Origin of the sequence: Paenarthrobacter ilicis (genome assembly GCF_016907545.1) — a bacterium.
GTDB lineage: Bacteria > Actinomycetota > Actinomycetes > Actinomycetales > Micrococcaceae > Arthrobacter > Arthrobacter ilicis.
Window position 1 is genome coordinate 2,174,000 of record NZ_JAFBCD010000001.1, and the last position, 25,781, is coordinate 2,199,780.

The 25,781-nt window shown below is 62.9% G+C and carries 25 protein-coding genes; 2 read left to right on the plus strand and 23 right to left on the minus strand.

Annotated elements, in window-relative coordinates:
• Positions 1 to 12: 12 nt before the first annotated feature.
• The 8 genes from mihF to pyrR all read right to left on the minus strand — a co-directional run bounded on the left by mihF (position 13) and on the right by pyrR (position 9,320).
• Entirely contained in the window at positions 13 to 339 is a 327-nt protein-coding gene (gene mihF / locus JOE60_RS09875) for an integration host factor, actinobacterial type (protein ID WP_167266109.1), read from the minus strand.
• Positions 340 to 436: 97 nt separating this feature from the next.
• Positions 437 to 1,309 (minus strand): orotidine-5'-phosphate decarboxylase, encoded by an 873-nt coding sequence (pyrF, locus tag JOE60_RS09880; protein ID WP_167266104.1) that lies wholly within the window; start codon positions 1,307 to 1,309, stop codon positions 437 to 439.
• On the minus strand, positions 1,302 to 4,610 hold the full coding sequence (carB, locus tag JOE60_RS09885; RefSeq protein ID WP_167266099.1) for a carbamoyl-phosphate synthase large subunit: 3,309 nt from the start codon (positions 4,608 to 4,610) through the stop codon (positions 1,302 to 1,304). The genes pyrF and carB overlap by 8 nt, the downstream gene beginning before the upstream one ends.
• Positions 4,610 to 5,857, minus strand: coding sequence for a glutamine-hydrolyzing carbamoyl-phosphate synthase small subunit (carA, locus tag JOE60_RS09890; protein ID WP_167266094.1), 1,248 nt, complete (start codon positions 5,855 to 5,857; stop codon positions 4,610 to 4,612). The genes carB and carA overlap by 1 nt, the downstream gene beginning before the upstream one ends.
• A complete protein-coding gene (locus JOE60_RS09895) occupies positions 5,838 to 6,359 on the minus strand; it encodes a PH-like domain-containing protein (protein WP_167266090.1) in 522 nt (173 codons plus the stop codon). The genes carA and JOE60_RS09895 overlap by 20 nt, the downstream gene beginning before the upstream one ends.
• Positions 6,359 to 7,714 carry a dihydroorotase gene (locus JOE60_RS09900; protein ID WP_167266087.1) on the minus strand — a complete coding sequence of 452 codons (1,356 nt, stop codon included), beginning with the start codon at positions 7,712 to 7,714 and terminating at the stop codon, positions 6,359 to 6,361. Before JOE60_RS09900 ends, JOE60_RS09895 begins: the two co-directional genes overlap by 1 nt.
• Positions 7,714 to 8,739: an aspartate carbamoyltransferase catalytic subunit gene (locus JOE60_RS09905; protein ID WP_167266083.1), complete on the minus strand. Its 1,026-nt coding sequence runs from the start codon at positions 8,737 to 8,739 to the stop codon at positions 7,714 to 7,716. The genes JOE60_RS09900 and JOE60_RS09905 overlap by 1 nt, the downstream gene beginning before the upstream one ends.
• Complete coding sequence (gene pyrR, locus JOE60_RS09910) at positions 8,736 to 9,320, minus strand: bifunctional pyr operon transcriptional regulator/uracil phosphoribosyltransferase PyrR (RefSeq protein WP_167266078.1); 585 nt, start codon at positions 9,318 to 9,320, stop codon at positions 8,736 to 8,738. Before pyrR ends, JOE60_RS09905 begins: the two co-directional genes overlap by 4 nt.
• 154 nt (positions 9,321 to 9,474) lie before the next feature.
• Here pyrR and JOE60_RS09915 point away from each other — a divergent pair, with 154 nt between their 5' ends.
• Positions 9,475 to 10,707: a PrsW family intramembrane metalloprotease gene (locus JOE60_RS09915; protein ID WP_239528847.1), complete on the plus strand. Its 1,233-nt coding sequence runs from the start codon at positions 9,475 to 9,477 to the stop codon at positions 10,705 to 10,707.
• A gap of 81 nt (positions 10,708 to 10,788) precedes the next feature.
• Here the strand turns inward: JOE60_RS09915 and nusB are convergent, their stop codons facing one another.
• The 14 genes from nusB to JOE60_RS09985 form a co-directional block, all read right to left on the minus strand.
• Positions 10,789 to 11,199, minus strand: coding sequence for a transcription antitermination factor NusB (gene nusB, locus JOE60_RS09920; RefSeq protein ID WP_167266074.1), 411 nt, complete (start codon positions 11,197 to 11,199; stop codon positions 10,789 to 10,791).
• Positions 11,199 to 11,762 (minus strand): elongation factor P, encoded by a 564-nt coding sequence (efp, locus tag JOE60_RS09925; protein WP_167266070.1) that lies wholly within the window; start codon positions 11,760 to 11,762, stop codon positions 11,199 to 11,201. The genes nusB and efp overlap by 1 nt, the downstream gene beginning before the upstream one ends.
• Positions 11,763 to 11,917: 155 nt before the next feature.
• Positions 11,918 to 12,439, minus strand: coding sequence for a tetratricopeptide repeat protein (locus JOE60_RS09930; RefSeq protein ID WP_167266067.1), 522 nt, complete (start codon positions 12,437 to 12,439; stop codon positions 11,918 to 11,920).
• Positions 12,436 to 13,527: a 3-dehydroquinate synthase gene (gene aroB / locus JOE60_RS09935; protein ID WP_167266063.1), complete on the minus strand. Its 1,092-nt coding sequence runs from the start codon at positions 13,525 to 13,527 to the stop codon at positions 12,436 to 12,438. Before aroB ends, JOE60_RS09930 begins: the two co-directional genes overlap by 4 nt.
• The gene (locus JOE60_RS09940) at positions 13,524 to 14,081 is read right to left on the minus strand and encodes a shikimate kinase (protein ID WP_336112756.1); all 558 of its coding nucleotides are present in this window, start codon (positions 14,079 to 14,081) and stop codon (positions 13,524 to 13,526) included. The genes aroB and JOE60_RS09940 overlap by 4 nt, the downstream gene beginning before the upstream one ends.
• Positions 14,081 to 15,280: a chorismate synthase gene (aroC, locus tag JOE60_RS09945; RefSeq protein WP_167266058.1), complete on the minus strand. Its 1,200-nt coding sequence runs from the start codon at positions 15,278 to 15,280 to the stop codon at positions 14,081 to 14,083. The genes JOE60_RS09940 and aroC overlap by 1 nt, the downstream gene beginning before the upstream one ends.
• A gap of 26 nt (positions 15,281 to 15,306) precedes the next feature.
• On the minus strand, positions 15,307 to 16,161 hold the full coding sequence (locus JOE60_RS09950; protein ID WP_167266055.1) for an NAD(P)-binding domain-containing protein: 855 nt from the start codon (positions 16,159 to 16,161) through the stop codon (positions 15,307 to 15,309).
• Positions 16,158 to 17,864, minus strand: a complete 1,707-nt coding sequence (mltG, locus tag JOE60_RS09955; RefSeq protein WP_167266051.1) for an endolytic transglycosylase MltG — start codon at positions 17,862 to 17,864, stop codon at positions 16,158 to 16,160. The genes JOE60_RS09950 and mltG overlap by 4 nt, the downstream gene beginning before the upstream one ends.
• Positions 17,861 to 18,451: a Holliday junction resolvase RuvX gene (gene ruvX / locus JOE60_RS09960; protein ID WP_167266047.1), complete on the minus strand. Its 591-nt coding sequence runs from the start codon at positions 18,449 to 18,451 to the stop codon at positions 17,861 to 17,863. Before ruvX ends, mltG begins: the two co-directional genes overlap by 4 nt.
• A gap of 2 nt (positions 18,452 to 18,453) precedes the next feature.
• On the minus strand, positions 18,454 to 21,132 hold the full coding sequence (gene alaS, locus JOE60_RS09965; RefSeq protein WP_167266043.1) for an alanine--tRNA ligase: 2,679 nt from the start codon (positions 21,130 to 21,132) through the stop codon (positions 18,454 to 18,456).
• A 114-nt stretch (positions 21,133 to 21,246) separates the two neighbouring features.
• Positions 21,247 to 21,480, minus strand: a complete 234-nt coding sequence (locus JOE60_RS09970) for a hypothetical protein (RefSeq protein ID WP_204814903.1) — start codon at positions 21,478 to 21,480, stop codon at positions 21,247 to 21,249.
• Between the two features lie 17 nt (positions 21,481 to 21,497).
• Positions 21,498 to 21,872, minus strand: a complete 375-nt coding sequence (locus JOE60_RS09975; protein WP_167266038.1) for a DUF948 domain-containing protein — start codon at positions 21,870 to 21,872, stop codon at positions 21,498 to 21,500.
• 160 nt (positions 21,873 to 22,032) lie between these two features.
• Positions 22,033 to 22,653 (minus strand): 30S ribosomal protein S4, encoded by a 621-nt coding sequence (gene rpsD, locus JOE60_RS09980; RefSeq protein WP_142939071.1) that lies wholly within the window; start codon positions 22,651 to 22,653, stop codon positions 22,033 to 22,035.
• Between the two features lie 203 nt (positions 22,654 to 22,856).
• Complete coding sequence (locus JOE60_RS09985) at positions 22,857 to 24,329, minus strand: replication-associated recombination protein A (protein WP_167266034.1); 1,473 nt, start codon at positions 24,327 to 24,329, stop codon at positions 22,857 to 22,859.
• A gap of 68 nt (positions 24,330 to 24,397) precedes the next feature.
• Here JOE60_RS09985 and JOE60_RS09990 point away from each other — a divergent pair, with 68 nt between their 5' ends.
• The gene (locus JOE60_RS09990; RefSeq protein WP_167267037.1) at positions 24,398 to 24,952 is read left to right on the plus strand and encodes a Vms1/Ankzf1 family peptidyl-tRNA hydrolase; all 555 of its coding nucleotides are present in this window, start codon (positions 24,398 to 24,400) and stop codon (positions 24,950 to 24,952) included.
• On the opposite strand, the gene JOE60_RS09995 is transcribed toward JOE60_RS09990, so the two are convergent.
• Positions 24,949 to 25,728 carry a GNAT family N-acetyltransferase gene (locus JOE60_RS09995; RefSeq protein WP_167266029.1) on the minus strand — a complete coding sequence of 260 codons (780 nt, stop codon included), beginning with the start codon at positions 25,726 to 25,728 and terminating at the stop codon, positions 24,949 to 24,951. The two genes, JOE60_RS09990 and JOE60_RS09995, sit on opposite strands and share 4 nt — an antisense overlap.
• Positions 25,729 to 25,781 lie beyond the last annotated feature (53 nt).

The following is a 25,781-nucleotide window of genomic DNA, read 5'->3' on the forward strand; positions in this document are numbered from 1 at the left end:
CGGGGAGATGCGTCAAACGCTTTGCTGGGTATCCATAAAATCTACCAGCGCCCGGGCCTGGTGGATTCCCAACCCACGGATCCGCCGGGATCCAGCGATGCCAATGTCCGCCATGATCCCGGCCGCACGCACCGGCCCGATGCCAGGCAACGCCTCGAGCAGCTCCACCACCCGCATGCGCGCGATCGCCTCGTCCGTGTCCCCCGACGTGATCAACTCCGCGATGCTCACCTCGCCGCGCTTGAGCCTTTCCTTTGCGGCGGCACGCACCGCACGGGCCTTGGCGGCCTTTTCCAGCGCGTCGGAACGTTCTTGCGGTGTCAGCTCTTTAAGGCCCACAGCCAAACCCCTGTCAGATCGCAATTGTGATCCGGATCACGCGGACTGATCCTGAACCTACTAGCAGGGACCCCGTAGCGCAATGCAGGCAGCATAGTTACTCCGCGCGCAGGCCATCCAATGTTTGGAGCGTCGCCGCCCTGATGCCCTGGACCGTCGGCCCCTCGGCCAGGATGCCCCGGCTGGAGGTGGCCAAAACCTGCGGGTAGGCCGGGCCAAAGGTGCTGCGGAGATCCGCCGGAGTAGCTCCCTGCGCGCCGAGCCCCGGTGCCAGGATGGCCCCGCGGACAGCGCCCAGATCAATGTCAAGATCCTTCAGTGCCGAACCGATGGTGGCGCCCACCACCAAGCCCACCGCTCCCAAATCACCCCGGTAGCGCTGGTTTTCGACGCCGGCCGCCTCCACAATGCTGCGGGCTACGGATGCGTGGCCTCCCACGTGCTGGACGGACTTGCCCTCCGGATTGGAGGTCAGCGCCAGGACGAAGACCCCCCTGCCGTACTGCGCTGCCAAATCCAGCGCAGGACGGAGGGACTCGAAACCAAGGTAGGGACTGAGGGTCACGGAATCCGCCGCCAATGCCGAGCCGTCACGCAGCCAGGCATCCGCATAGGCCGCCATGGTGGAGCCGATGTCACCCCGCTTTGCATCGGCAATACTCAGCACGCCCGCCTCTGCGGCCGCTGCAAGGGTGCGCTCCAACACGGCCATTCCAGCCGAGCCGTGCCGCTCGTAGAGGGCCACCTGTGGCTTTACCGCGGCAGCGAGGGAAGACACTGCCTCAATAACCGTCAGCGAGAAACGCTCCAGGCCGGCGGCGTCGTCGTTCAACCCCCACGCGGCCAGCAGCTGCGGGTGCGGGTCAATTCCCACACACAGCGGGCCGCGGTGGGCCATGGCGGCGGCAAGCCGGGCGCCAAAAGGCTCCACGGCTTGCCGCGTCCCGTCAGAGACTGCGCCGTCAGGCATTGGCCGACTCTTTGGCTGCCTGAAGGTTTGCAGCGTGTTCCTGGAGGCTGGTGACGGACCACTGGTAGGTCCGCAGGGCCTCGATGGCTTGGACGGCCGCGTTGAACTCGGCAACCGTGGTGATGCACGGGATACCGATGGACGTTGCGGCTGCCCGGAGTTCATATCCGTCGCTGCGGGCTTCTCCGCCGGAAGGTGTGTTGAACACCATGTCGATTTCGCCGGCGATAACCAGGTCCGCGATGGTCCCCTCACCTTCGGCGCTGCTGCCCTCGGCCACCTTGCGAACGGGGGTGGCCTGGATGCCGTTGCGGCGCAGGACGTCGGCCGTGCCACCGGTGGAGACGATCTCGAACCCGAGATCTGAAAGCCGCTTCACGCCCATGATCACTGAGCGCTTGTCGCGGTTGGCGACGGAGACGAAGATTTTTCCTTCGGTGGGCAGCGCGTTGTTCGCCGCAGCCTGGCTCTTGGCGAAAGCGGTATCGAAGTGCTTGTCGATGCCCATGACTTCACCGGTGGAGCGCATTTCAGGGCCGAGCAGGGAGTCCACAACCTTGCCCTCCGGGGTGCGGAAACGGCTGAACGGCAGGACTGCTTCCTTCACCGCCACCGGCGCGTCCAAAGGCAGGGTGGAACCGTCACCGGTCTCCGGCAGCATCTTGTAGGCGCTGCGGAGCTGGTTGATGGTGACCCCAGTACCAATAAGGGCTGCAGCCTTGGCCATCTGCACGCCCGTTGCCTTGGAGACGAACGGGACGGTCCGCGAGGCACGGGGGTTCGCTTCCAGGACATACAGGACGTCGGAGGCCAGGGCGAACTGGATGTTGATGAGGCCGCGGACGCCCACACCTTCGGCGATGGCACGCGTCGCCGTGCGCACGCGCTCAATCACGTTGTTGCCAAGGGTGATCGGGGGCAGGACGCAGGCTGAGTCACCGGAGTGGATGCCGGCTTCCTCAATGTGCTCCATGATTCCGCCCAGATACATGTCCGTGCCGTCAAAGAGGGCGTCAACGTCAATCTCCACTGCGTCCTCGAGGAAGCGGTCGATCAGCACCGGGTGATCCGTGGTGATTTCGGTGGCGTTGGCGATGTAACGGGAGAGGTTTGCTTCGTCGTAGACGATCTCCATGCCACGGCCGCCCAGTACGTAGGATGGACGGACCAGCACCGGGTAACCGATCTCATCGGCGATCTTCTTGGCATCCTCGAAGGAGACGGCGGTGCCGTTCTTCGGGGACGTCAGTCCGGCCTCGTCCAGGACACGGGCGAAGGCGCCACGGTGTTCCGCAAGGTCAATGGCCTCGGGCGAGGTGCCCAGGATGGGGACGCCGGCATCGGCCAACTGCTGGGCCAGCTTCAGCGGGGTCTGTCCTCCAAGCTGCACGAAGACGCCCATGACGCCACCGGTGCGCTCTTCCGCGGCAATGACCTCAAGGACATCCTCGAGGGTCAACGGCTCAAAATAGAGGCGGGTGGAAACGTCGTAGTCCGTGGACACTGTCTCCGGGTTGCAGTTGACCATGACCGTCTCATAGCCCGCTTTGCGCAGGGCCATGGAGGCGTGGACGCAGGAGTAGTCGAACTCGATGCCCTGCCCGATACGGTTGGGCCCCGAGCCCAGGATGATCACCGAGGGCTTGGCGTGCAGGCCAACCTCGTCTTCCTCGTCGTAGGACGAGTAGTGGTACGGCGTGTAGGCGGCGAACTCGGCTGCGCAGGTATCCACCGTCTTGTAGACGGGGCGGATACCCAGGGCTTGGCGGACGCCGCGGACCACTGCTTCGTTGTTGTGCGTCAAAGCACCGATTTGCTCGTCCGAAAAACCGTGGCGCTTGGCGTTTCGGAGCATGTCCTCGGTGAGGACCCCGGCCTTGCGGATTTCCTGAGCTGTTTCGTTGAGCAGCTGCAGCTGGTCAAGGAACCAGGGATCGATCTTGGTGGCTTCGAAGAGGTCCTCAACGGTGGCGCCGCCCAGCAGGGCACGCTGGACCTGGTACAGCCGGTCCGTGGTGGGACGCTTGGCCTTTTCGATCAGCTCAGGAACTTCGTATTCGGGAACAGGGCTGAAGTCCAGCTGCGACCCCTTCTGTTCCAGTGAACGCAGGGCCTTCTGCAGGGCTTCGGTGAAGTTGCGGCCCATGGCCATGGCTTCGCCCACGGACTTCATGGTGGTGGTCAGCGTGTTGTCAGCAGCCGGGAATTTCTCGAAGGCGAAACGGGGAACCTTGACCACAACATAGTCCAGCGTCGGCTCGAAGGAGGCCGGCGTCTTCTGGGTGATGTCGTTGGGGATCTCGTCCAGGGTGTAGCCAAGTGAGAGCTTGGTGGCGATCTTGGCGATGGCGAAGCCGGTGGCCTTGGAAGCCAGTGCCGAAGAGCGCGACACGCGGGGGTTCATCTCGATGACCACCACACGACCGGTGGCGGGGTCGATCGCGAACTGGATGTTGCAACCACCGGTGTCCACGCCAACTTCGCGGATGACGGCGATGGAGACGTCGCGGAGCTTCTGGTACTCGCGGTCGGTCAGGGTGAGGGCAGGAGCAACCGTGATGGAGTCACCGGTGTGGACACCCACGGGATCGAAGTTCTCGATGGAACACACAACAACGACGTTGTCGTTCTTGTCGCGCATCATCTCGAGCTCGTACTCTTTCCAGCCAAGGATGCTTTCTTCGAGCAGAACCTCGGTGGTGGGGCTGTACTGCAGGCCCTGGCCGACGATGCGGCGGAGGTCGTCCTCGTTGTACGCCAAGCCTGAGCCCAGGCCGCCCATGGTGAAGGAAGGGCGGACAACCATGGGGTATCCCAGGTCTTCGGCAGCTGCAAAGGCTTCATCCATGGTGTGGATGATGTGGCTGCGGGCGGATTCAGCCCCGCAACGCTCCACGACGCCCTTGAACTTTTCGCGGTCCTCCCCCAGCTCGATCGCAGCGATGTTTGCACCGATGAGTTCCACGTTGTACTTCTGCAGTACTCCGTTTTTGTCCAGTGCGATCGCCGTGTTCAATGCGGTCTGGCCACCCAGGGTGGGCAGGATGGCGTCAGGCCGTTCCTTGGCGATGATCTTTTCCACTACCTCGGGGGTAATGGGCTCAACGTAGGTGGCATCCGCGAATTCCGGGTCCGTCATGATGGTGGCCGGGTTGGAGTTGACCAGGATGACCCGGAGGCCTTCCTCCTTGAGGACGCGAAGCGCCTGGGTGCCGGAGTAGTCGAACTCGGCGGCCTGGCCGATGACGATCGGACCCGAACCAATGACGAGGACGCTCTTGAGATCTGTACGCTTGGGCATTACTTCTTGTCCTCAGTCTTGGAGTCGTTGGTGGTATCGGCAGTGGCCTTGGACTTGGCGTCGGCCATGAGGTCGATGAAGCGGTCAAAGAGGTACGCAGCGTCGTGCGGTCCGGCTGCGGCCTCGGGGTGGTACTGGACCGAGAATGCGGGAATGTCGAGGCAGGCGAGTCCTTCAACGACGTCGTCGTTCAGCGAAACGTGGCTGACCTCCACGCGGCCGTAGCGCTCCTCAGGAGCAACTGTTGCCCCATCCAGCGGAGCATCCACTGCGAAACCATGGTTTTGCGAGGTGATTTCCACCTTGCCGGTGCGGCGGTCCATGACCGGCTGGTTGATGCCGCGGTGGCCATAGCGGAGCTTGTAGGTGCCAAAACCAAGTGCCCTGCCCAGGATCTGGTTGCCGAAGCAGATTCCAAAGTACGGAAGCTTCTCATCCAGCACTGAGCGCAGGAGCTTTACCTGGTGATCGGCCGTCGCGGGGTCGCCCGGACCGTTGGACATGAAGAATCCATCAGGATTGACGGCGTTGACGTCGTCCACGGTGGACGTTGCCGGGAGGACGTGGACGCGCACGCCGCGCTCGGCAAAGCGGATCGGGGTCATGGCTTTGATGCCCAGGTCCACGGCGGCAATGGAGAACCGCGGTTCACCTTCCCAGCCGTGGTCCTTGGGTTCCACCACGTAAGCCTCGTCAATGGAGACTTCCTCAGCCAGCGCTGCACCCTCCATGGGGGCGCTGGCCAGGACGGCGTCCACCAGTTCCTTGTCCGATGCCTCTGCAGCCTGCCCGGAGAAGATACCGGCGCGCATGGTTTTGTGTTCACGGAGGTGGCGGGTGATGGCGCGCGTATCAACGCCCTGGATGCCCACGATGCCCTGCTCGACGAGTTCGTCGTCAAGGCTTCGCTCGGACCGCCAGTTGGACGGGCGGCGGGCAGCGTCGCGCACAATGTAGCCGGCTACCCAAATACGTCGAGACTCTGCGTCTTCGCTGTTGACCCCGGTGTTCCCGATATGGGGAGCGGTTTGCACCACCAGTTGGCGGGCGTAGGAGGGATCGGTGATGGTCTCCTGGTAACCGGTCATGCCGGTGGCGAACACAGCCTCACCGAGCGCGGTGCCTTGGGCGCCGTAGCTGCGTCCGCGGAATACGCGACCGTCTTCGAGCACCAGCACTGCTGCTGAGGAGGTGGGTGTGGTGTCTGCTTTACTATCCGTCACTTTATTACTTTCCACTATCGGCATCTGCCTGAGGGGCTGCGGAGATCAATTCTTGGAGTGCTGCGAGAAGGAGCATTTTGTCGGCTGCTTGTCGGGAGCGGAAGCCGGTATCCAGTTCGCGGGCGCCGAGCTTCCAGCTGATGACCAGCAGCCCGTCCTTTTCCACGAACTTTCCTGCCATTCCCGAGGCCAGGCGGCCCTCCCGGAGGTCGGAACGCGGGATGAAAACAGGGGCTGCTCCGGCCCGGTCAAACAGGACGCCCTCGTCATGGACGCTCAGCTCGGCGTTGGTCCGGATGCCCATCCCCTGGACGGCAATCCTGTCCAACCAGTCGCCCGCGGACGTGGTGGCCACGTACTGCCCTTCCGCCACCACGGTGGCGGGCGTCAGCTGCTGTGGCACCAGGGGCAGGCGTTCGACGTCGGCCTGCCGCCTTTTCCGGCTACGCCACCCCAGCCACAGCAACGCCACAATGACGATGACCAGCGGCACGGTGATGAGCACGGTGAGTGTTTGGGTCTCCACTAGTTGCCGCCACCTGCTCCAGCCGGACCGGAAGCGTCCTGGGTGGCGGGGTACCGGTAGGGAGTGTTGAGTTGGCCGTCAAAGACAGTGGGGTGGCCCTTGAAGAAGGTCGCCACCACGGCTCCGGGCAGTTCCCTGCCTTTGAACGGTGAATTGCGGCCCATGGTTGCCATTTTATGGGGGTCGACGGTCCAACGCGCAGCCGGGTCCACCAAGATGACGTTGGCGGGCTCGCCAACGTCCAGCGGCCGGCCCTGGTCCGCCACGCGTCCTATGACCGCGGGCGTGAACGAGGTGACCCTCGCGAAGTCCGCCCAGGTGATCAAACCGGTCTCGATCATGGTTTCCTGCACAACGGACAACGCGGTTTCCAGCCCCGTCATGCCCATGGCCGCCTGGGCCCACTCGCATTCCTTGTGCTCGCTGGGGTGCGGGGCGTGATCGGTACCCACGACGTCGATGGTGCCGTCCGCGAGGCCCTGGCGCAAGGCGTGGACATCGGCATCGGTGCGCAGGGGCGGATTGACTTTGTAGACGGGGTCGTAGCTGCGGACCAGCTCGTCGGTCAACATCAAGTGATGCGGGGTGACCTCGGCGGTGACGTTGATGCCGCGGGCCTTCGCCCACCGCACGATTTCCACGGAGCCGGCGGTGGAGACGTGGCAGACGTGCAGCCTGGACCCTACGTGCTGGGCCAGAAGGACATCCCTGGCGATGATGCTTTCCTCGGCCACTGCCGGCCAACCGGTAAGGCCAAGGACAGCCGACACGGCGCCTTCATTCATTTGGGCCCCGGCGGTCAGGCGCGGTTCCTGCGCGTGCTGGGCCACCACGCCGTCGAACGCTTTGACGTACTCCAACGCGCGGCGCATCAGAACCGGGTCATGGACGCAGATGCCGTCATCGGAGAACATCCGGACCTGGGCGCGGGAATCGGCCATGGCGCCCAGCTCGGCGAGCTGCTGGCCGGCCAAGCCCACGGTCACGGCACCCACCGGGCGGACGTCCACCCAACCGGACGCGCGGCCAAGGCTGTGGACCTGCTCCACGACGCCTGCGGTATCGGCCACCGGGTTGCTGTTGGCCATGGCGTGGACGGCGGTGAAGCCTCCAAGTGCAGCTGCACGCGTACCGGTCTCCACCGTCTCGGCATCTTCCCGGCCGGGTTCGCGGAGGTGGGTATGGACGTCCACCATGCCGGGAAGCGCTACGAGGCCATCGGCCTCAATGACCGTCGCGTCCTCATCGGCGAGTCCCTTTCCGCGGGCCACGATGTAGCCGTCCCGGATCAGCAGGTCCTGGGGTTCCCCGCCCAATACGGCGGCACCACGAATAAGGTAAGTGTTCCGGGCCATCAGTTGCTCTCCTTGCTGGGCTGGCTGGTGACAGCCGCAGCGGCGGCGGTCTGGGCGGCTTCCCGGGTGTCCCCGGACAGCAACAGGTACAGGGCGGCCATCCGGACCGACACGCCGTTCCGCACCTGTGCGAGCACAGTGGAGCGGGGCGAGTCGGCAGCGGCCGAGGAAATCTCCAGGCCACGGTTCATGGGGCCGGGGTGCATGATGATGGTGTCCTTCATTCCAAGGTCATCAAGGGCCTTGAGCCGCGCATCATCGAAGCCCCAGCGCCGCGAATACTCACGGGTGGATGGGAAGAAGGAAGCGTTCATCCTCTCGCCTTGGACGCGGAGCATCATCATGGCATCGGTTCCGGCTTCCAGCGTTTGGTCGAGGTTGTAGCTGACCTTGCAAGGCCAGTGCTCGACGCCGATGGGCAGCAACGTGGGTGGCGCCACCAAGGTGACTTCCGCGCCCAGGGTTTTCAGCAACCAGACGTTGGACCGGGCCACCCTGGAGTGCAGGACATCGCCGGCGATGGCGACACGCATGCCTTGCAGATCCGAACCGGTGGACGCCGTGCCACTGATCCGGGACCAGTGCCGGCGCATGGTAAACGCGTCCAGCAGCGCCTGCGTCGGGTGCTCGTGCGTACCGTCGCCCGCGTTGATGACGGCAGCGTCAATCCAGTCGGTGGCGGCGAGCCGGTGCGGGGCACCTGACGCCCAGTGGCGGATAACCACCGCGTCCGCTCCCATGGCGGCGAGGGTCTGCGCCGTGTCCTTGAGGGATTCGCCCTTGGACACCGAGGAGCCCTTGGCGGCAAAGTTGATCACATCCGCCGACAATCGCTTGGCCGCCGCTTCGAAGGAGATCCTGGTACGTGTGGAATCCTCAAAGAAGAGGTTAACCACGGTCCGGCCGCGCAGTGCGGGAAGTTTCTTGACTTCACGTTCACCGACGGCGGACATTTCTTCGGCGGTATCCAGGATCCGGATAGCGTCCGCAGCGCTCAGCTGCTCAGTGGAGAGGAGATGCTTCACTTTCCGGCCTCGATCACTACTTCGTTGACGGGGAGCCCGTCCACAGTGTCGATCTCTTCCAGGTGGACGCGGACCTTCTCAACAGAGGAGGTGGGAAGGTTCTTTCCCACATGGTCCGCCCGGATGGGGAGCTCACGGTGTCCCCGGTCCACCAGCACCGCCAAACGGACAATGCGGGGGCGGCCCAGATCCACCAAGGCATCAAGGGCCGCACGGATGGTCCGGCCTGAGTAGAGGACGTCGTCAATCAGGACAACAACTTTGTTGTCGATGCCGGACAACGGCAACCGCGTGTGATGCGGGGGCCTGGTGGGCTGGTGCGAGAGATCGTCACGGAACATGGTGACGTCCAGCTGGCCAACGATGGCGGCCGCATTGACGGAGGGATCGGCGGCGGCTATTTTGCCTGCAAGCCTGACTGCCAAGGGATACCCCCGGCTGGGAATGCCCAACAGAACCAAATCCTGGGAGCCTTTGTTGGCCTCGAGGATCTCGTGGGCGATACGAGTGAGCGCACGGTCAATATCCGCCTGGTTGAGGACAACCCGCGACGGCAGGTGCGCTGAAGTGACTTCAGTCAACGCTCGTCTCCCCTTTCCCCGCCTCACGGGACGGAATTAAAAAAGGAATAATTGCTTTTCCAAGCTACCACAGCGCCACGAATTGCCGGCGGCCGCCCGTGGACAAACGGCTGAGTTTAAGCTCACATCCGACACCGTGGAATAGGCTCATTCCATGACCTTGGACCCGCCCGGCCAACCCCGCCGGTTCCCCGCCCCAGCACAGGATGCCAACCCCACCTGGATGGGCCACGTTCAGCCCGGAAACTACCAAAGGGCTCCCGCCAATCCGGGCGCGCTCCCCCGGCAACCGTGGCCGGTCCCCGCTGCGCCACGGCCATCGCGGGGCACGTTGCCGCTCCTCATTGGAGGCGGGGTGCTGGTGCTGGCGAGTCTGTTGCTGGTTCTGCCGTTCCTGTTGGGCAATACCGGCGTCACAGGATTCGTCATTGGCTTCATCGCCTCCCTGATTCCCCTGACGCTGGTGCTGCTTGCCGTTCGCCTGATAGACCGTTGGGAACCGGAGCCCAAGCGGCTCCTGTGCTTCGCCTTCACCTGGGGTGCTGCCGTTTCCATTGCCGGAACCCTGCTGATTCAGCCCATCTTCGCGTTGGCCGCCCCCACCAGCAGCGAAGAAGCCTTTACGTACTTCATGGCCACCGTCCAGGCGCCCATCGTGGAGGAATTCACCAAGTCCTTGGGCCTGCTGGTCCTCATCCTGGCCGCCAGGAAGTACTTTGATGGCCCCGTTGACGGCGTCGTCTTCGCCTTCACCATCGCAGCTGGCTTCGCCTTCACGGAGAATATCCTGTACTTCGGCCGGGAGATTGCGTCATCCACCGAACCCGGCACTGATCTGGTCCGCATTTTCATTCTTCGCGGTGTCATGTCTCCTTTTGCGCACGCACTTTTCACCGGAACAACAGGCCTGATCATGGGCTTTGCTGCCCGCAAATGGCACTCCGGCCTGGCCGTCCTGGCGTTCTTCCTGGGGCTGATCCCCGCGATGTTCCTTCACAACCGGTGGAACAGCATGGGCCAGAACTTCCTGGTGGAGTACTTCGTGGTCCAGGTCCCGCTGTTCCTGATAGCCGCCGCAGGCATCGTCCTTCTCCGCGTCGCCGAGGGAAAACTGACCCGTCAGCGCCTACTGGAGTACGCCCGCGCCGGTTGGTTCAGCCCCGCCGAGGTAGACATGCTGGGAACTGCCAGAGGCAGGCGACAGGCACTCCGCTGGGCCTCGTCGCGGGGCCGCGCCGCCCAAATGCGGGCATTCATCAAGAGCGCCACAGCGTTGGCTTTCACAAGGCAACGTATTTTGAGTGGCAGGGACGTGGCCGTCCATCAACAGGATGAACGCGAACACCTGGGCAGCGTTCCCGGCCTGAGGGCCGCGTTGCTCCAGTGAAGGCCAGTGCCTCCCCCGCATGCACAAAAAAGGACCCACATTCCGTCACGGAATGCGGGTCCTTTGTGGTTTTGTTGCCAGCTAGGCGAGCAGTGAGGGCTTGAGCTTTTGCAAGCGGCCCAACAAACCGTTGATGAAGGCCGGGGACTCATCCGTGGACATGGTCTTGGCAAGTGCCACGGCTTCGCTCACAGCCACGCCGTCCGGGACTTCGTCGTTGTACAGCAACTCCCACGTACCGATGCGCAGGATGATGCGGTCAACGGCCGGCATGCGTTCCAGCGTCCAGCCCTGTGCATACGTCTGCAGGAACTCATCGATGGTTGCCTGCATGGACACAACACCCTCCACGATTTCCACCGTGTAGGGATTGATGACCAGGTCAGTCTTCTCCCGACGCGCTGACATCGCATCGAAAGCCGAGACGGAACGCTGCTCCGCTTCGAAAAGTACTTCCAGTGCCCTGCTACGGGCTTTACCGCGTGCGCTCACTAGTCGCTGACCCGGCCCAGGTAGCTGCCATCACGGGTGTCGACCTTGACCTTGGTGCCTTGCTCAACGAACAACGGAACCTGGATCTCATAGCCGGTTTCCACAGTTGCGGGCTTGGTTCCAGCGGAGGAACGGTCACCCTGGAGGCCGGGCTCGGTGTAGGTGATTTCGAGGACAACGCTCGCGGGGAGTTCGATGTACAGCGGTGTGCCCTCGTGGATGGCGATGTTCACCATCTGGTTTTCGAGCATGAAGTTGGTAGCATCGCCGACCGTGGCACCGGAGACCGTAATTTGGTCGTAGTCCTGGGTGTCCATGAAGACGAAATCTTCGCCGTCCTGGTACAGGTACTGGTAATCGCGGCGATCCACCGTCGCGGTCTCGATCTTCAGTCCGGCGTTGAAGGTCTTGTCGACCACCTTGCCTGACATGACGTTGCGCATCTTGGTGCGGACAAACGCGCCGCCCTTGCCCGGCTTGACGTGCTGGAACTCAATGATGTTCCAGAGCTGGCCCTCGAGCTTCAGTACGGTCCCGTTCTTGATGTCGTTTGTGGTTGCCACTCGTATCCTCTGGTTAATCGCACTGGTTCCGGCTGCCAGCTGTCTATGCCAAGCAAGCGTGCCAATTGGCCCGCCAGCGCGTCTTTATCAAAAATCCAAGAACCATTCTACCGGCAAAACGGTTGCAGGTCTTGCGGCCATGCCTCCTGGTGCGTTCAGGAAGCCAACTCCAACACGTCGCGCGCCCGCTGAAGGGCCACTGCTGAGGAGTAAATCAAGGACGCATCCGCGGCCATAGCCACACGGAGATCCAGAGCTTTTGCGAATTCTTCGGAGGCCGCCAAGGGGTTGCCGCCAACGAAGTACGCCCGGCCCAGATACTGCCGGACAATCGCTTCCTTGGTGCTGCCCTGGACATCGTGAAGGAGGTGCCGGAACAACTGGATGGCACGATCATGCCGGTTGGTGGCCCGGTGAACTTCGGCTTCGAAAATGCGGAGCCGGAAGGATTCAGGATCTTTATAACGGGCTTCGGCCAGTAACTCAGCCGCCTCTTTGGGCTGGTTCTCCAGCAGCAGCGCCATGATGCGGTCCGCAGGATCCTCTGAGGCCGCAAGGGCGGAGTCCATTGCTTCGTCATTGACCACCACTGGAAGCAGGGTGTCCGGATTCGTCCTCACGCCCGGGAAGCCTGCCGTGGGCCAATCGCTGACGCCGTCCTGCAAAGCGATGGTCATGATGCAATCTCCTGGTAGGCAGCAAACAGGAGGGACGTGTCCGGAACGTCGAGGATGCCCGGCTTCGCCACTCCGTCCAGGACCACAAAACGAAGAAGGTCGCCGCGGGATTTCTTGTCGCGACGCATCCCGTCCAGCAATCCCTGCCAACGGTCGCGGCGGTACGTGATGGGAAGCCCCAGGCTCTCGAGGATGGAACGGTGCCTGTCGGCGTCGGCGTCGGAGAGCCTCCCAACGCTCCTGGACAACTCCGCCGCGAACATCATGCCCACGGAAACTGCTGCGCCGTGCCGCCAGGAGTAACGCTCCACCAGCTCAATGGCATGTCCCAGCGTGTGGCCGTAATTGAGAATTTCGCGGAGCCCGGATTCTTTGAGGTCCTGGGAAACCACGGAGGCTTTAACTGCGATGGCGCGTTCAATGAGTTCCCGGACAACTTCGGACCCGGCGTCCATCACGGCATCCGGGTTGCGCTCGATCAGGTCAAGGATGACGGGATCGGAGATAAAGCCGCATTTGATGACCTCGGCCATCCCGGAAATCAGTTCGTTCTTCGGCAGGGTCTTGAGCGTATCCAGATCGGCAAGGACGGCAGCCGGAGGATGGAATGACCCCACGAGGTTCTTGCCCTCGGCCGTATTGATGCCGGTCTTGCCTCCTACAGAGGCGTCCACCATGCCCAACAAGCTGGTGGGCATGTGGATGACTTTGACACCCCGCAGCCAGGTGGCAGCCACAAAGCCCGCCAAATCCGTCACAGCCCCACCGCCCACGGCCACAATGGCATCCGAGCGGGTGAAATCGTTCTGACCCAGGACCTGCCAGCAGAAGGCCGCCACCTGGATGTGCTTGCCTTCTTCGGCATCCGGGATCTCGGCAGTAAGGGCCGTAAAACCTGCTGATTCGAGCTCGTCCCGGACGGTGTCTCCCGTCAGGCGCAGTGCGCGTGGGTGGATCACCAGGACTCGTCTGACACGTTCACCAAGTTTCACCGGCAAGGAGTCGAGAAGTCCCCGGCCCACTACGACGTCGTAGTTTTCCGTTGCGGACTGGCCGGTCACCTTGATGACTGTTGCTTCGGTGCTCACTTTTCAACTTCCTCTGTCAAGGCTGCATGCTCACGCAGCCGCTCCTCCACGCGGAGGCCGATTTCGGTGATGGTGCCTGCGCGAACGTCCACCACAATGTCGGCGAGCCGCTCATAAACGGGTCGCCGGGTGGCGAAAAGGGTTTCCCAGCGTTGCATGGCGTCCCCCTGCAACAGGGGCCGGGCGGTATTGCGTGCTATGCGCTCTGCTACCGTGCCTGCGTCGCACTCCAGGTAGACCACAGTGCACTCCCCCAACAACTGCTGGGTTCCGGAGTCCAGTACGGCCCCGCCACCCAAGGAAATGACTGCCGGATGGGTTCGTGCGGACTCGACGGACTTCGCCACTGCCCTCGCTTCAATTTCACGGAAGGCGTGCTCGCCCCTGCAGGCGAAGATATCCGCAATGCTTCCGTGGGCCGCAACAACCACGGCATCGGTATCCACGAACGCCACGCCGAGCTGTTGGGCCAGCTGCTGCCCAATGGCTGATTTTCCAACAGCCATGGGGCCCACCAGGACAACAGGACGCCCGTCCAGGACAGCGTTGACCACTATCGACCAACCGAGTCCAGGGTGGCCGGGATGCTGTCGATGTAGTTGCGGAGGTTCCGATGCGTCTCTGCAACGGAGTCACCGCCGAACTTTTCGGTAACAGCTTCAGCCAGGACCAATGCGACCATAGCCTCGGCAACCACGCCCGCTGCAGGTACAGCGCAGACGTCGGAACGCTGGTGGTGGGCTTTGGCGGGCTCACCCGTGCTCACGTCGATGGTGCGCAGGGCACGAGGCACGGTGGCAATCGGCTTCATGGCAGCACGGACGCGCAGGACCTCGCCAATGCTCATGCCACCCTCGATACCGCCTGCGCGGTTGGTCTGGCGGACAATGCGGCCGTCCTGATCGCGAAGAATCTCATCGTGCGCCGCTGAGCCACGACGGGCCGCGGTCAGGAAACCGTCGCCCACTTCAACGCCCTTGATGGCCTGGATTCCCATGAGGGCAGCAGCAAGCCGGGCATCAAGCCTGCGGTCCCAGTGAACGTAGCTTCCCAGTCCCGGGGGAAGACCGTACGCGAGGACTTCAACCACGCCGCCCAGGGTTTCGCCTTCTTTGTGGGCAGCGTCAACCTCGGCCACCATGGCATCGGAGGTTTCACGGTCAAAGCACCGCAGAGGATCGGCGTCAAGTGCCAGGATGTCCTGGGGCAGCGGCAGCGGCTTCCCCTCAGGAACCGTCACGCTGGCAATGGATACTGTGTGGCTGACCAACTCAATGCCGAGGTGTTTCAGGAACTGCGCTGCAACGGTGCCCAACGCCACACGGGTGGCGGTTTCGCGCGCGCTGGCACGTTCCAGGACGGGGCGTGCCTCGTCGAAACCGTACTTCTGCATGCCCGTAAAGTCTGCGTGCCCGGGACGCGGGCGGGTCAACGGAGCGTTGCGGGCTTGGTCGGCCAGGATCTCAGGATCCACCGGGTCGGCAGACATGATCTGCTCCCACTTGGGCCATTCGGTGTTGCCTACTTGGATGGCAACGGGGCCACCCTGAGTGAGGCCGTGCCGGACGCCACCAAGGATGGTGACCTCGTCCTGCTCGAATTTCATGCGGGCGCCGCGGCCATAGCCCAGCCGCCGACGCGCCAACGCGTCGCGTATTTGCCCGCTGGTGAGTTCAACACCGGCGGGCACGCCTTCAACAATTCCGATCAGAGCCGGACCGTGGGATTCACCGGCAGTCAACCAACGCAACATAAAACCAATCCTGCCATGTAGGGCCTCTAGAACACCCGCCGGGGAAGCCCGACTGAGTCGCACATCACATCTATGACGGCCGCATCAACGTCACAGCCGCTGAAGCGCCTGATCTGCTCGGCCGCTTGGTACATCAACATCTCCAGCCCGGGCACCACTACCCCGCCTTGGCCATGCCAGACGTGCGCAAGGCGGCTGGGCCACGGATCGTAGGCCACATCCAGCAGAACACCGGATCCGGACGCGGACAATGATGCAAGCTCGTCCGCCAACTCGTCAGCGGCCCGGGGAGGAAAGGTGGAGATCACCAGTTCCTGGCCGGCGATCGCCGCGACCGCTTCGCTGAGCGGCCTGACGGTCAGGGAAATGCCGACGGCGGACGCGGCAGCTTCCGCATCAGTGGCTCGCCGCGGATCCCGCACAAAAACATGGACGCTCCGGGCACCCAGTTCCTTGGCCGCAGCTACAGCGGCAGCAGAGGTCCCTCCACCGCCGAGGATGGCCGCATGGTTGGTTGATGCAACGCCGGCGTAGGTGACTGCTTCAACAATCCCTGCCACGTCGGTGTTGTAACCGACCCGCCGAACAGAACCGCCGTCGTTTTCGAAAACAACAGTGTTGATGACACCCAACGCCGCTGCCGGTCCGCGGACTTCGTCCACTTCCGCCACCATTGCCGACTTCAAGGGCATGGTCACGGACAGCCCGCACCACGAAGAATCCTCCCTGATGGACGCCATGAACCCTGGAAGCCCACCGACTGTGACGTCAATGGCTGAGTAGTCAATGGTGACACCGAGCTTGGCGTAGGCCGAACTGTGCAGTGCCGGGGACTTCGAGTGTGAAATCGGATGCCCCAGGACTGCGGCACGACGGGTCACACACACCGTCCAGCGTTGGCCTGGCACCAAGCGTTGTATTGCTCCACGTAGGTGTTGTGCTCAGCCAGCGTCTTGGAGAATTTGGTTTCCTTGGTGTCCAGGTTGATGGTCACCCAGTACATGTAGTCGTTCGGCGTTGGCTTGGCCGCAGCGTCAATGGCGGTCTTACCCGGCGAACCTATTGGCCCCACCGGCAGTCCCACATTGGCGTAGGTGTTGTACGGGTTGGACTTGTCAGCCTTTTCTTCCTCTGTGACGTGGAAGGACTTCCGGCCCAGGCCGTACGTTACCGTGGCATCGGACTGGATCAATCCACTGGTCTCCACGTTGTTGGGCTTGAGCCTGTTGTAGATGGCACCGGCTACATTTCCATAGTCTGCCTGGCCGCCTTCGGCCTGAACGATGCTGGCGATGGTGACGGTGTCGTACTGCTTTGCCGGATCGGTGATGCCCTGCGACTTGAGTTCATCCAGGGTGGTGTTCACCAGTTTCTGGAGGATGTCGTTGGCAGAGGTACCCAGCTCGAAGCGGTACTCCCCCGGGGCGAGGAACCCTTCCAGGTTCTTTGCCTTCGCCGGCACACCGAACTGGGCAGGTGCTTGGTTCAAGGCGTTCAGTTGCTGCAATGGAATGCCCGAGCCCTTGGAGATTGCCTCCAGCGATTCAGTGATCCGGAGTCCGGCGCTCAACGCGAAGTACATGACTTTCGAGGAATCCTTGTTGGCCAGAACGGCCACGGCATCGGAGTTCTTCATTTCAGTGCGGAACGTGAAGGTTCCCGGCGAAAGTTCCGCGCCTTCGCTCATGAATTCCTTCACGAAGGAATCGGCATCGGCAATGATCTTGTTTTGCTGGAGGGTGGTGGCCACAATCTTGGGCCCCGACCCCTCAGCCACAGTGATGTTGACCGAACCGGTGCCGGGTCCCGGATAGTCCGTGACCTTGTCCATCCCCAGGAGCGGTTTCAGGAACTGGGCTCCGATGGCGATGGCTGCAACGAACACGCCCAGTGTGATCAGCAGGGCGACAACGCGACGCCTGCGCCGGGCTTTCTTCGCAGCTGCCTTGGCACCCGGGACCTCCACGGGAGTAATGAGATCGTGGTGATCATCATGGTGGTCGTCGTGGAAGTGGTCATCATGATGGTGATCATCGTAAACGTGCTCGTCATGGAGGTGCTCGTCGTAAGCCGGGTCGTGGTGGTCTCCAGCCTGGAAGTGTTCATCAACAGGGTGGTCACCGGCATGGTGTTCCTCGACGGGGTGTTCCTCAAGGTGAACGTCCTCATGGGGAACATCAGCGTGGGACGCGTCGTTTTTCGGAGACCCGGAGTCAACGGTCAGCGGGACGGAGGACGTTTCCGCGTCAGGAACCTGGCTGGCGGAAGCCGGCGGTGAAGCGGGAACGGGTGGCGCTGAAGGAGTTGGCGGAACTGCCGGCACCGGGCGGGGCAGGTGCGCGTGCGCCGAATCAGGTTCAGTAGCCACGTCAGGTTCAGTAGCCACGTCAGGTTCAGTCACCTTGTCAGGTTCCGTCGCCCCGGCGGCAGACTGGACATCTTCTCCGGGGGTCGCTTCGGGAACGGGTACCACATTGTGGTTCTGCGTGGACAGGAATCGCTCCCGGGCCCGCAGTTCCTTTCGGGTCAGCGGCATGCCGCCGCCCGCGGCACTGATGGAGGGGTCGTTGTTGACCGGGCTCACTGTTGCAGTCCCCTCGTTGAAGAATTGGATTGGTGGCCGGAGTCATCCAACAGCGTTGGGGCACTGCTGGTTCCATGGGACTTCACGGGCGCCTCGACCAGGCGTCCGACGTCCATACCTCTGGCTTTTTGCATCTCAATTGCGTGCTGGAGTATTCCGGCAGCGGCAACCTGATCAACCACTTTACGGTGATTCCTGCTGCTCATGCCAGCTTCGTGAAGGTTGCGGTGCGCCGTAACGGTTGTTAAACGCTCATCCACCAGCAAAACCGGGACGTTCGCTCCGGAGCGAAGGAGCTCGTCGGCAAGCAGCTCTGCATACTCCGTGGCCATGCGCGCGGAGGCCCGCTCCTCACCTTTCATGGTGCGCGGCAGACCCACAAAGATCTGCACTGCCGGGAGCTCCAGCGCATGCTTTACGACCACCCGCACGTCGGTATTCTTTTTGGCGTTCCGGGTCACCGTCTTGAAGGGTGTGGCCAGGATCCCGTCAGGATCACAGATGGCAAGGCCAACCCTGACGGTGCCGACGTCTACCCCCAGTTTGATACCCCGGGGGTAGGCGTCACTGCTTGTACCGTCGGTCACCGTCAGCGCTTGGCTATCGCATCCACCACCGCTGTGAGGGCCTCAGAGACCTTCCCAGCGTCGGTGCCGCCGCCTTGGGCGACGTCGTCCTTGCCGCCACCGCCGCCGCCGAGGATGCCTGCGGCCAAGCGGACCAAGGCACCGGCCTTGACTCCAGCTTCACGGGCAGCTTCATTGGTGGCGATCAGAATAACCGGACGATCATTGCTGACACCGGCAACAGCCACCGTGGATGCTTCGGAACCCAAGCGGTTGCGCAGGTCGAGGGCCAGGTTCCGCAGGTCATCGGCACCTCCCACCTGGCCGGCGTCGTGGGCCACAACCCGGACACCGGCAGCATCCTTTGCCGTACCCACAAGGTTGGCGGCCGCAGCTGCCAGTTGTTCCTTGCGGAGGCGATCCAGCTCCTTCTCAGTGGCCTTGAGCTTGCTCAACGTGCTCGAGATGCGGTCTGCCAGTTGCCCGGAGGGCACCTTCAGCAGGTCCGTCAGCTCGCTGACCAACGCACGCTCGGCAGCAAGGTGGCGGAAGGCATCCAAGCCAACAAAAGCTTCAACACGGCGGTTTCCTGAGCCAACGGACTGTTCGCCCAACAGCGACAGGCTGCCGATCAACGACGTGTTGGACACGTGGGTTCCACCACACAGCTCACGGGACCAGGCGCCGTCGATCTCCACGACCCGGACTTCGCTGCCGTAGTTCTCGCCGAACAGCGCCATGGCTCCCAGGGCTTTCGCTTCCGCCAGGCCCATGACCTTGGTGTCCACCCGGAAGTTGTTCCGGATGGCGATGTTGGCAACCTCTTCAACCTCCGAGCGGGTGGCTGTGCTCAAACCTTCACCCCAGGCGAAGTCGAAGCGCAGGTAACCGGCCTTGTTGTACGAGCCACGCTGGGTGGCTTCCGGGCCAAGGATCTGGTGCAGGGCAGCGTGGACAATGTGGGTGCCGGTGTGCGCCTGCTCGGCAGCATGGCGACGTTCACGGTCGACGGCGGCGCGCACCAACGCGTCGGAACCAATCTCACCTTCGCGGACAATCGCCTTGTGCACGCTCAGGCCCTTGATGGGTCGCTGGACGTCCAGGACCTCCACCACGAACCCGTCACCGGTGATGAGGCCGGTGTCAGCAGACTGGCCGCCTGCCTCCGCGTAGAACGGGGTCTCGTTAAGGACAAGCTCGATTTCCTCGCCGGTGGAAGCCTGGGCTACCGGCCGGCCGCCACTGACGATGCCGCGGACCTTAGCTTCACCTTCAAGTTCGGTGTAGCCGGTAAAGACTGTCTCGCCCTTGCCCAGCAGCTCCTGGTAGGCGCTGAGATCGGCGTGGCCACCCTTCTTGCCCTTGGCATCGGCCTGGGCACGCTGACGCTGCTCAAGCATCAGGGAGCGGAACCCTGCCTCGTCAACCTTGAGGCCGGCCTCTTCCGCCATTTCCAACGTGAGGTCGATCGGGAAGCCGTACGTATCGTGGAGAGCGAAGGCATCGGCGCCGGACAGCGGAACTCCGGCAGCCTTGGACTCGGCCACTGCATCCTCAAGACGGGCCGTGCCCGAGGCAATGGTGCGAAGGAACGCCTTCTCTTCGGCGTAGGCAATCCGGCTGATACGGGCGAAGTCGGTCTCCACAATCGGGTAGACGCCCTTCATGGCGTCACGGGACGCCGGCAGGAGGTCAGGCAGGCATGCGGTCTCCACGCCCAAAAGGCGCATTGCTCGAACAGCACGGCGGATCAGGCGGCGCAAAACATAGCCACGGCCTTCATTGGAGGGAGCCACGCCATCGGCGATCAGCATCAAAGCCGAACGGATATGGTCGGCCACTACCCGCATGCGGACGTCATCGGTGTGGTGGGGATCTTCAGGGGTTTCGGCGGAGGTGTACTCGCGACCGGACAATTCAGCTGCTTTGTCGATCACCGGACGGACCTGATCGGTTTCGTACATGTTCTCGACACCCTGCAGGATCATTGCAAGGCGTTCCATGCCCAGGCCGGTGTCAATGTTCTTGTTGGGCAATTCGCCCACGATGTCGAAGTCAACCTTGGACCGGACATTTTCGATCTGGTACTGCATGAACACCAGGTTCCAGATTTCGATGTAGCGGGTTTCGTCGGCCAGGGGGCCACCCTCAATGCCGTAGGCCGGTCCACGGTCATAGTAGATCTCCGAGCAGGGACCTGCGGGACCCGGCTGGCCGGTGTGCCAGTAGTTGTCCGACTTCCCCATGCGCTGGATGCGCTCGGCCGGGATCCCGGTGTTCTTGAGCCAAAGGTCCTTGGCTTCGTCGTCCTCCTCGTAGACCGTCACCCACAGGCGCTCGGCAGGGAGTCCGTAACCGCCGTCGTCGACGCTGCTGGTGAGCAGTTCGAAAGCAAACTTGATGGCGTCTTCCTTGAAGTAATCCCCAAAGGAGAAGTTGCCGCACATCTGGAAGAACGTTCCGTGGCGGGCCGTCTTTCCCACTTCCTCGATATCACCGGTGCGGATGCATTTCTGCACGCTGGTGGCACGGCTGTAGGGAGGCTCTTCGCGCGCCGTGAGGTAGGGAATGAACGGCACCATACCGGCCACAGTGAAGAGAAGGGACGGGTCGCTGGAAACGAGCGACGCGGAGGGAACTGCGGTGTGGCCCTTCTTGACAAAAAAGTCCACCCAGCGTTTGGTGATCTCCTGCGACTTCATTAGCTGATTACTTACCCTTCTCAATTCACTGCACACGATGTGCGCGGACCGGCTGATGCCGTTCCGCAGCTTTCCATTCTGCCCTGTTGAGGGCGCTGGGGCGAACCGCTCCAGCTACCGCCGGCCGGCTCCAGCGTCGTCAGCGATGCCCAGGGCGGTCCTGAGATCTTCTTCGCGCTGGTGCATACCGGAGCGCACGGCGTCGGCAAAATCAAACAGGCCATCGGCCATCCGGCCCACTGCCCTGTTCAGGCCTTCCGGACCCAAATTGGCCTGTGCCTGGTTGACCTTGCGGAAGGCGATGACTCCAATGGCCACGCCAATGCCCATCCAAACAATTCTTTTCATGGGTTTCTCCCGTTGATTCAGCGGCTGCGGCGGCCGGAGGAAGGTGTGCGACGGTTGGCGAACGCAGTCCGGACGCCGTAACTGAAAGCGGCAACCTTGATCAGCGGCGAGCCAACGGTGGCAGCCACCAAGGACGAGAGGGCCGAGATGTTGGCCGAAGCATCCGAAACGTTCGAGGCGATGCCATCGACCTTTTTCAGCTGCTGGTTGGTGGTGGTGACCGTGGCGGTCACTTCGTCCATCAGGGGCGTGGCACCGTCGCTGATGGATCGGATGGAGGTGCGGACTTCATCAAAGACGCCGCCCAGCTTAAGGATGGGCACGGCCAAAAGCACCACAAGAAGCGCGAACACTCCCGCTGCGATGAGGCCGGCGATGTCGCCACCAGACATAGAACTCTTCTCCTAGGATCGTTGCGCTGCCCTGCACCCTCCGGGTAGTCCGGAATTTGGGCAAGGCCTCCCCAGTACCTTACCCAGAAGGACTGGTAGCTTACAGACAAAGAAGCCCGTGGCGGTTGCCACGGGCTTCTTCGTTGTGCGCTGCTTTTATTTAGCGTGCGTAGAATTCGACGACGAGCTGCTCTTCGCAGATCACGGGGACCTCAGAGCGCTTGGGGCGACGAACCAGGCGAGCCTGCAGGGCGTCAATCTTGACATCCAGGTAAGCCGGTACGTTATTCAGCACGTGTGCGCCGGCGGCTGCCACCTGGAACGGGGGCATGACCTCGGAGCGGCTGTGAACGTGGATGAGCTGGCCTTCGCCGACGCGGAAGGACGGGCGGTCCACGCGGACGCCGTCAACCATGATGTGGCGGTGGACAACAAGCTGGCGTGCCTGTGCGATGGTGCGGGCGAAGCCTGCACGGAGCACCAGGGCGTCCAGACGCATCTCGAGCAGCTCAACCAGGTTTTCACCGGTGAGGCCCTTGGTGCGGCGTGCTTCTTCGAAGGCACGGGTCATCTGTGCTTCACGGATGCCGTACTGGGCGCGCAGACGCTGCTTTTCGCGCAGACGTACGGCGTAGTCGGAGTCCTGCTTCTTGCGGGCACGGCCATGCTCACCGGGGCCGTACGGGCGGCGCTCCATGTACTTGGCGGCCTTGGGGGTCAGAGCAATGCCGAGTGCACGCGAAAGGCGTGCGGTACGGCGAGCACGAGTGTTGTTAGCCACTTGTGTCCTTCCAATTACTGCGGTGTGTCAGTGTTACTGGCCTCCATCAGGGAGAGCATCGGCCAACCGCTGCCTCTTGCTACTAGCCCGGGCGCACAGCACTATGGAGAAAATCTTCAAGGGATTGTGCGTCGGGCCATGCCAGACAAGGATTCAGCTTACCACGTACCGGTGGTGGCTTGCCTCCGACTTCAGACCCGGCGTTACTCTCCGCGCACGATCCTGCGAAGCCTGTCCAGCCTGGCAGCAATGTCCCGTTCGGCACCGTTGTTGGTAGGCACGTAATAGTCCTTGCCCACAAGGTCATCAGGCGGGTACTGCTGCTGGGCCACTCCATGCGGCTCATCATGGGCGTATTTGTAGCTTTTGCCGTGACCCAATTGCTTGGCCCCCGGATAATGCGCATCGCGTAAGTGCATGGGGATGCCGCCACCAAAACCGGCCCGGACATCTGCGACTGCCTTGTTCAGCCCCATATAGGCGGCATTGGACTTGGGGGCGGTGGCCAAATGGACCACGGCTTCGGCCAGCACTATCCGGCCCTCCGGCATCCCGATCAGCTGCACGGCCTGGGCCGCTGCCACAGCGGTCTGCAAAGCCGTGGGATCGGCCATGCCAATGTCCTCCGCCGCGGAAATCACAATGCGCCGAGCCACGAACCTCGGGTCCTCGCCGGCTTCGAGCATGCGGGCCAGGTAGTGCAGGGCGGCGTCCACGTCCGAGCCCCTGATGGACTTGATGAACGCACTGGCCACGTCATAATGCTGGTCACCGGCACGGTCATAGCGGACAGCAGCAGCATCAAGGGCCCGTTCCGTGTGGCGGAGTTCCACCAGCACGGGAGTGTCGGGGGCTTCATCACCGTCACCGCCGTCGGGGGCTTCGTCACCGCCGTCGGGGGCTTGGTCAACGTCACCGAAGGCGACTCCCGCAGCGGCTTCCAAGGCCGTCAATGCCCTGCGTGCATCACCTCCGGACAAACGGACCAAATGATCCAGCGCTTCCTCGCTCAAGGAAACCCGTCCGGCAAGGCCCCGCGCGTCCGCCACGGCCTTCTGCAGCAAACCCGAAATGTCCTCATCCGTCAGTGGCTTCAGCGTCAGCAGCAGTGACCGCGACAGCAGGGGCGACACCACCGAGAACGACGGGTTCTCGGTGGTGGCGGCCACCAGCACCACCCAGCGGTTCTCAACGCCGGGCAGCAAGGCGTCCTGTTGTGCTTTGTTGAAACGATGGATCTCGTCCAGGAAAAGCACCGTGGTTTTCTTGTAGAGGTCGCGTGCCGTCAGGGCTTCGTCCATGACCCGCCGGACGTCCTTGACCCCGGCCGTGATAGCCGACAATTCAACGAACTTCCTGCCGGGGCCCCGCGCGATCACGTGCGCCAGGGTTGTCTTTCCGGTTCCTGGTGGCCCCCACAGGATCACCGAACTGGGGCCGGCGGGTCCGGCCGCTTCAGCACCGGCGGCCAGTTGCCGGAGTGGAGAGCCCATGCCCAGCAAATGCTGTTGGCCCACGACGTCGTCCAGGGTACGTGGCCGCATCCGAACGGCCAACGGGCTGCGCTGGGAGGCCATCCAGTGGGCATCCGAGGGTCCCCGGAGGGATTGCGTGGCGGCAGGCAGATCCTCTGACTCGTCGTCGTCGACTGCACCGGCACCAAAGAGATCTTCCACATGGATAGGCTACTCATAGTTACTGCAAAGGAGACATTCCCGTGAACCGCCCAGCAACAGCCTCGCGGATGGCGATGGTTCCCGGCCCGCGGCTGTCCGGGTGGGTTGACCGTTTCAGGACCAGCCACGGTGCCGTCCACTCAGATTTTCACGAAGACAATCTGTTGTTGACCGCTGCAGACGGCACCACTGCCTTGCTGAAGGCACCATGGCCGGTTGATGGGCGTCCGGGGCGGGGCTCCAACGACGTTGAACGCCTTGCCGCCATGGCGGGCCAGGAACGCGGGCTGGGACTGGTGCTGGTGCGGCGGGGCGGTTTCGCCCTGGCAGCCGCGAGCGGGCCCCTGATTTTGGCCTCTGCCACGGGGAAACGGCATGAGGAGGCAAAGGTCACAGCCGGCCAAGCGGCTTCGCTTTTTGCCGGCAACAGGATTGAGTACATTGTGCCCGGCGGAGACCGTACTTTGGTGGATCAGGTGCTGGCGCACCCCGCGCTCAAGGCCTTCGCGGGACGGACCCGGCTGGCCCTGCTGGACGTCCAGGAACCCAAAGCTGCCAATTTGGCCAAGGCTGCCGCCGACGCCTGCTCAGTGCGGATCACGGTCAGCGATCCACGCAACTAGCAGCCGCTTGGACCCCGGGTCAGCGGTGCCTGGCGGTACAAGTAGCTTCCGTGGTCCACGAAACCCGCATTGGCATACAGGCTGCGGGCCCCGTCATTCGCCTGGGTCACCAGAAGCCACAGACCCTCCAGCCTCCTCGCCGCGCTTTCCCGCAGGAGTGCGGACAGGACCTGGGAGCCGTAACCGCGGCGCCGATGATGTAGCGAGGTAGCCATTCCATAGATACCGCCCCAACCGTCCACCAAGGCTAGGCGTCCGACGGCGGCGGGAACGCCGTCGTCGTCCCTCACCAGTGCATACACGGCAGGGCAGCCGGCCAGGATGCGGCGGGCGACGGCGAGTTCCGCGTCGCCTCCACGGCCATCGACGGCCCACCACACGTCGATCCACTCGGACGAAGGATCGGCCGAGAGCTCAACACCCGCGCCCGGGCCGTCCGCCGGAAGATCCGTGATGCCCCTGACCATGATGCTGGTTTCCGACTGCCGGCTGAAACCCTGAAGGTCCAACACGGCGTTCAGCGCAGCCGTCCTGTGGTCCTCGACGATCTGGAAAATGAGCGGCAACCGCCGTTTGCGGTACCAAGCCGATGCTTCCTTCACAGACCGGCTGATGTGGGGCTGCACGGTGGTCTGCCCCGCGTGCCGGGGCCACACTGAATTGGCCCGTTGGGTGACACCGTTGGACGCCCGGAGCACCCACTCCCCCGTGTCTTCCGACTCCACGGCAGGCCACGCCCTGTCCATGAGAAATTCCAAGTGCTCCTGATCCAGCACGGACGTTCCTTTCTGGCTGAAATGCATCAGTTGCTGCAAAGACAGCAATGGCC

Bases quoted from the DNA above. Each gene is read 5' to 3' on its own strand.
- JOE60_RS09975 (WP_167266038.1), bottom strand. From the start codon at position 21,872: ATGTCTGGTGGCGACATCGCCGGCCTCATCGCAGCGGGAGTGTTCGCG.
- carA (WP_167266094.1), bottom strand. From the start codon at position 5,857: ATGCCGATAGTGGAAAGTAATAAAGTGACGGATAGTAAAGCAGACACC.
- alaS (WP_167266043.1), bottom strand. From the start codon at position 21,132: ATGAAGTCGCAGGAGATCACCAAACGCTGGGTGGACTTTTTTGTCAAG.
- carB (WP_167266099.1), bottom strand. From the start codon at position 4,610: ATGCCCAAGCGTACAGATCTCAAGAGCGTCCTCGTCATTGGTTCGGGT.
- JOE60_RS09930 (WP_167266067.1), bottom strand. From the start codon at position 12,439: ATGACCATCGCTTTGCAGGACGGCGTCAGCGATTGGCCCACGGCAGGC.
- JOE60_RS09990 (WP_167267037.1), top strand. From the start codon at position 24,398: ATGGCGATGGTTCCCGGCCCGCGGCTGTCCGGGTGGGTTGACCGTTTC.
- aroC (WP_167266058.1), bottom strand. From the start codon at position 15,280: ATGTTGCGTTGGTTGACTGCCGGTGAATCCCACGGTCCGGCTCTGATC.
- JOE60_RS09900 (WP_167266087.1), bottom strand. From the start codon at position 7,714: ATGGCCCGGAACACTTACCTTATTCGTGGTGCCGCCGTATTGGGCGGG.
- JOE60_RS09970 (WP_204814903.1), bottom strand. From the start codon at position 21,480: ATGAAAAGAATTGTTTGGATGGGCATTGGCGTGGCCATTGGAGTCATC.
- pyrF (WP_167266104.1), bottom strand. From the start codon at position 1,309: ATGCCTGACGGCGCAGTCTCTGACGGGACGCGGCAAGCCGTGGAGCCT.
- JOE60_RS09915 (WP_239528847.1), top strand. From the start codon at position 9,475: ATGACCTTGGACCCGCCCGGCCAACCCCGCCGGTTCCCCGCCCCAGCA.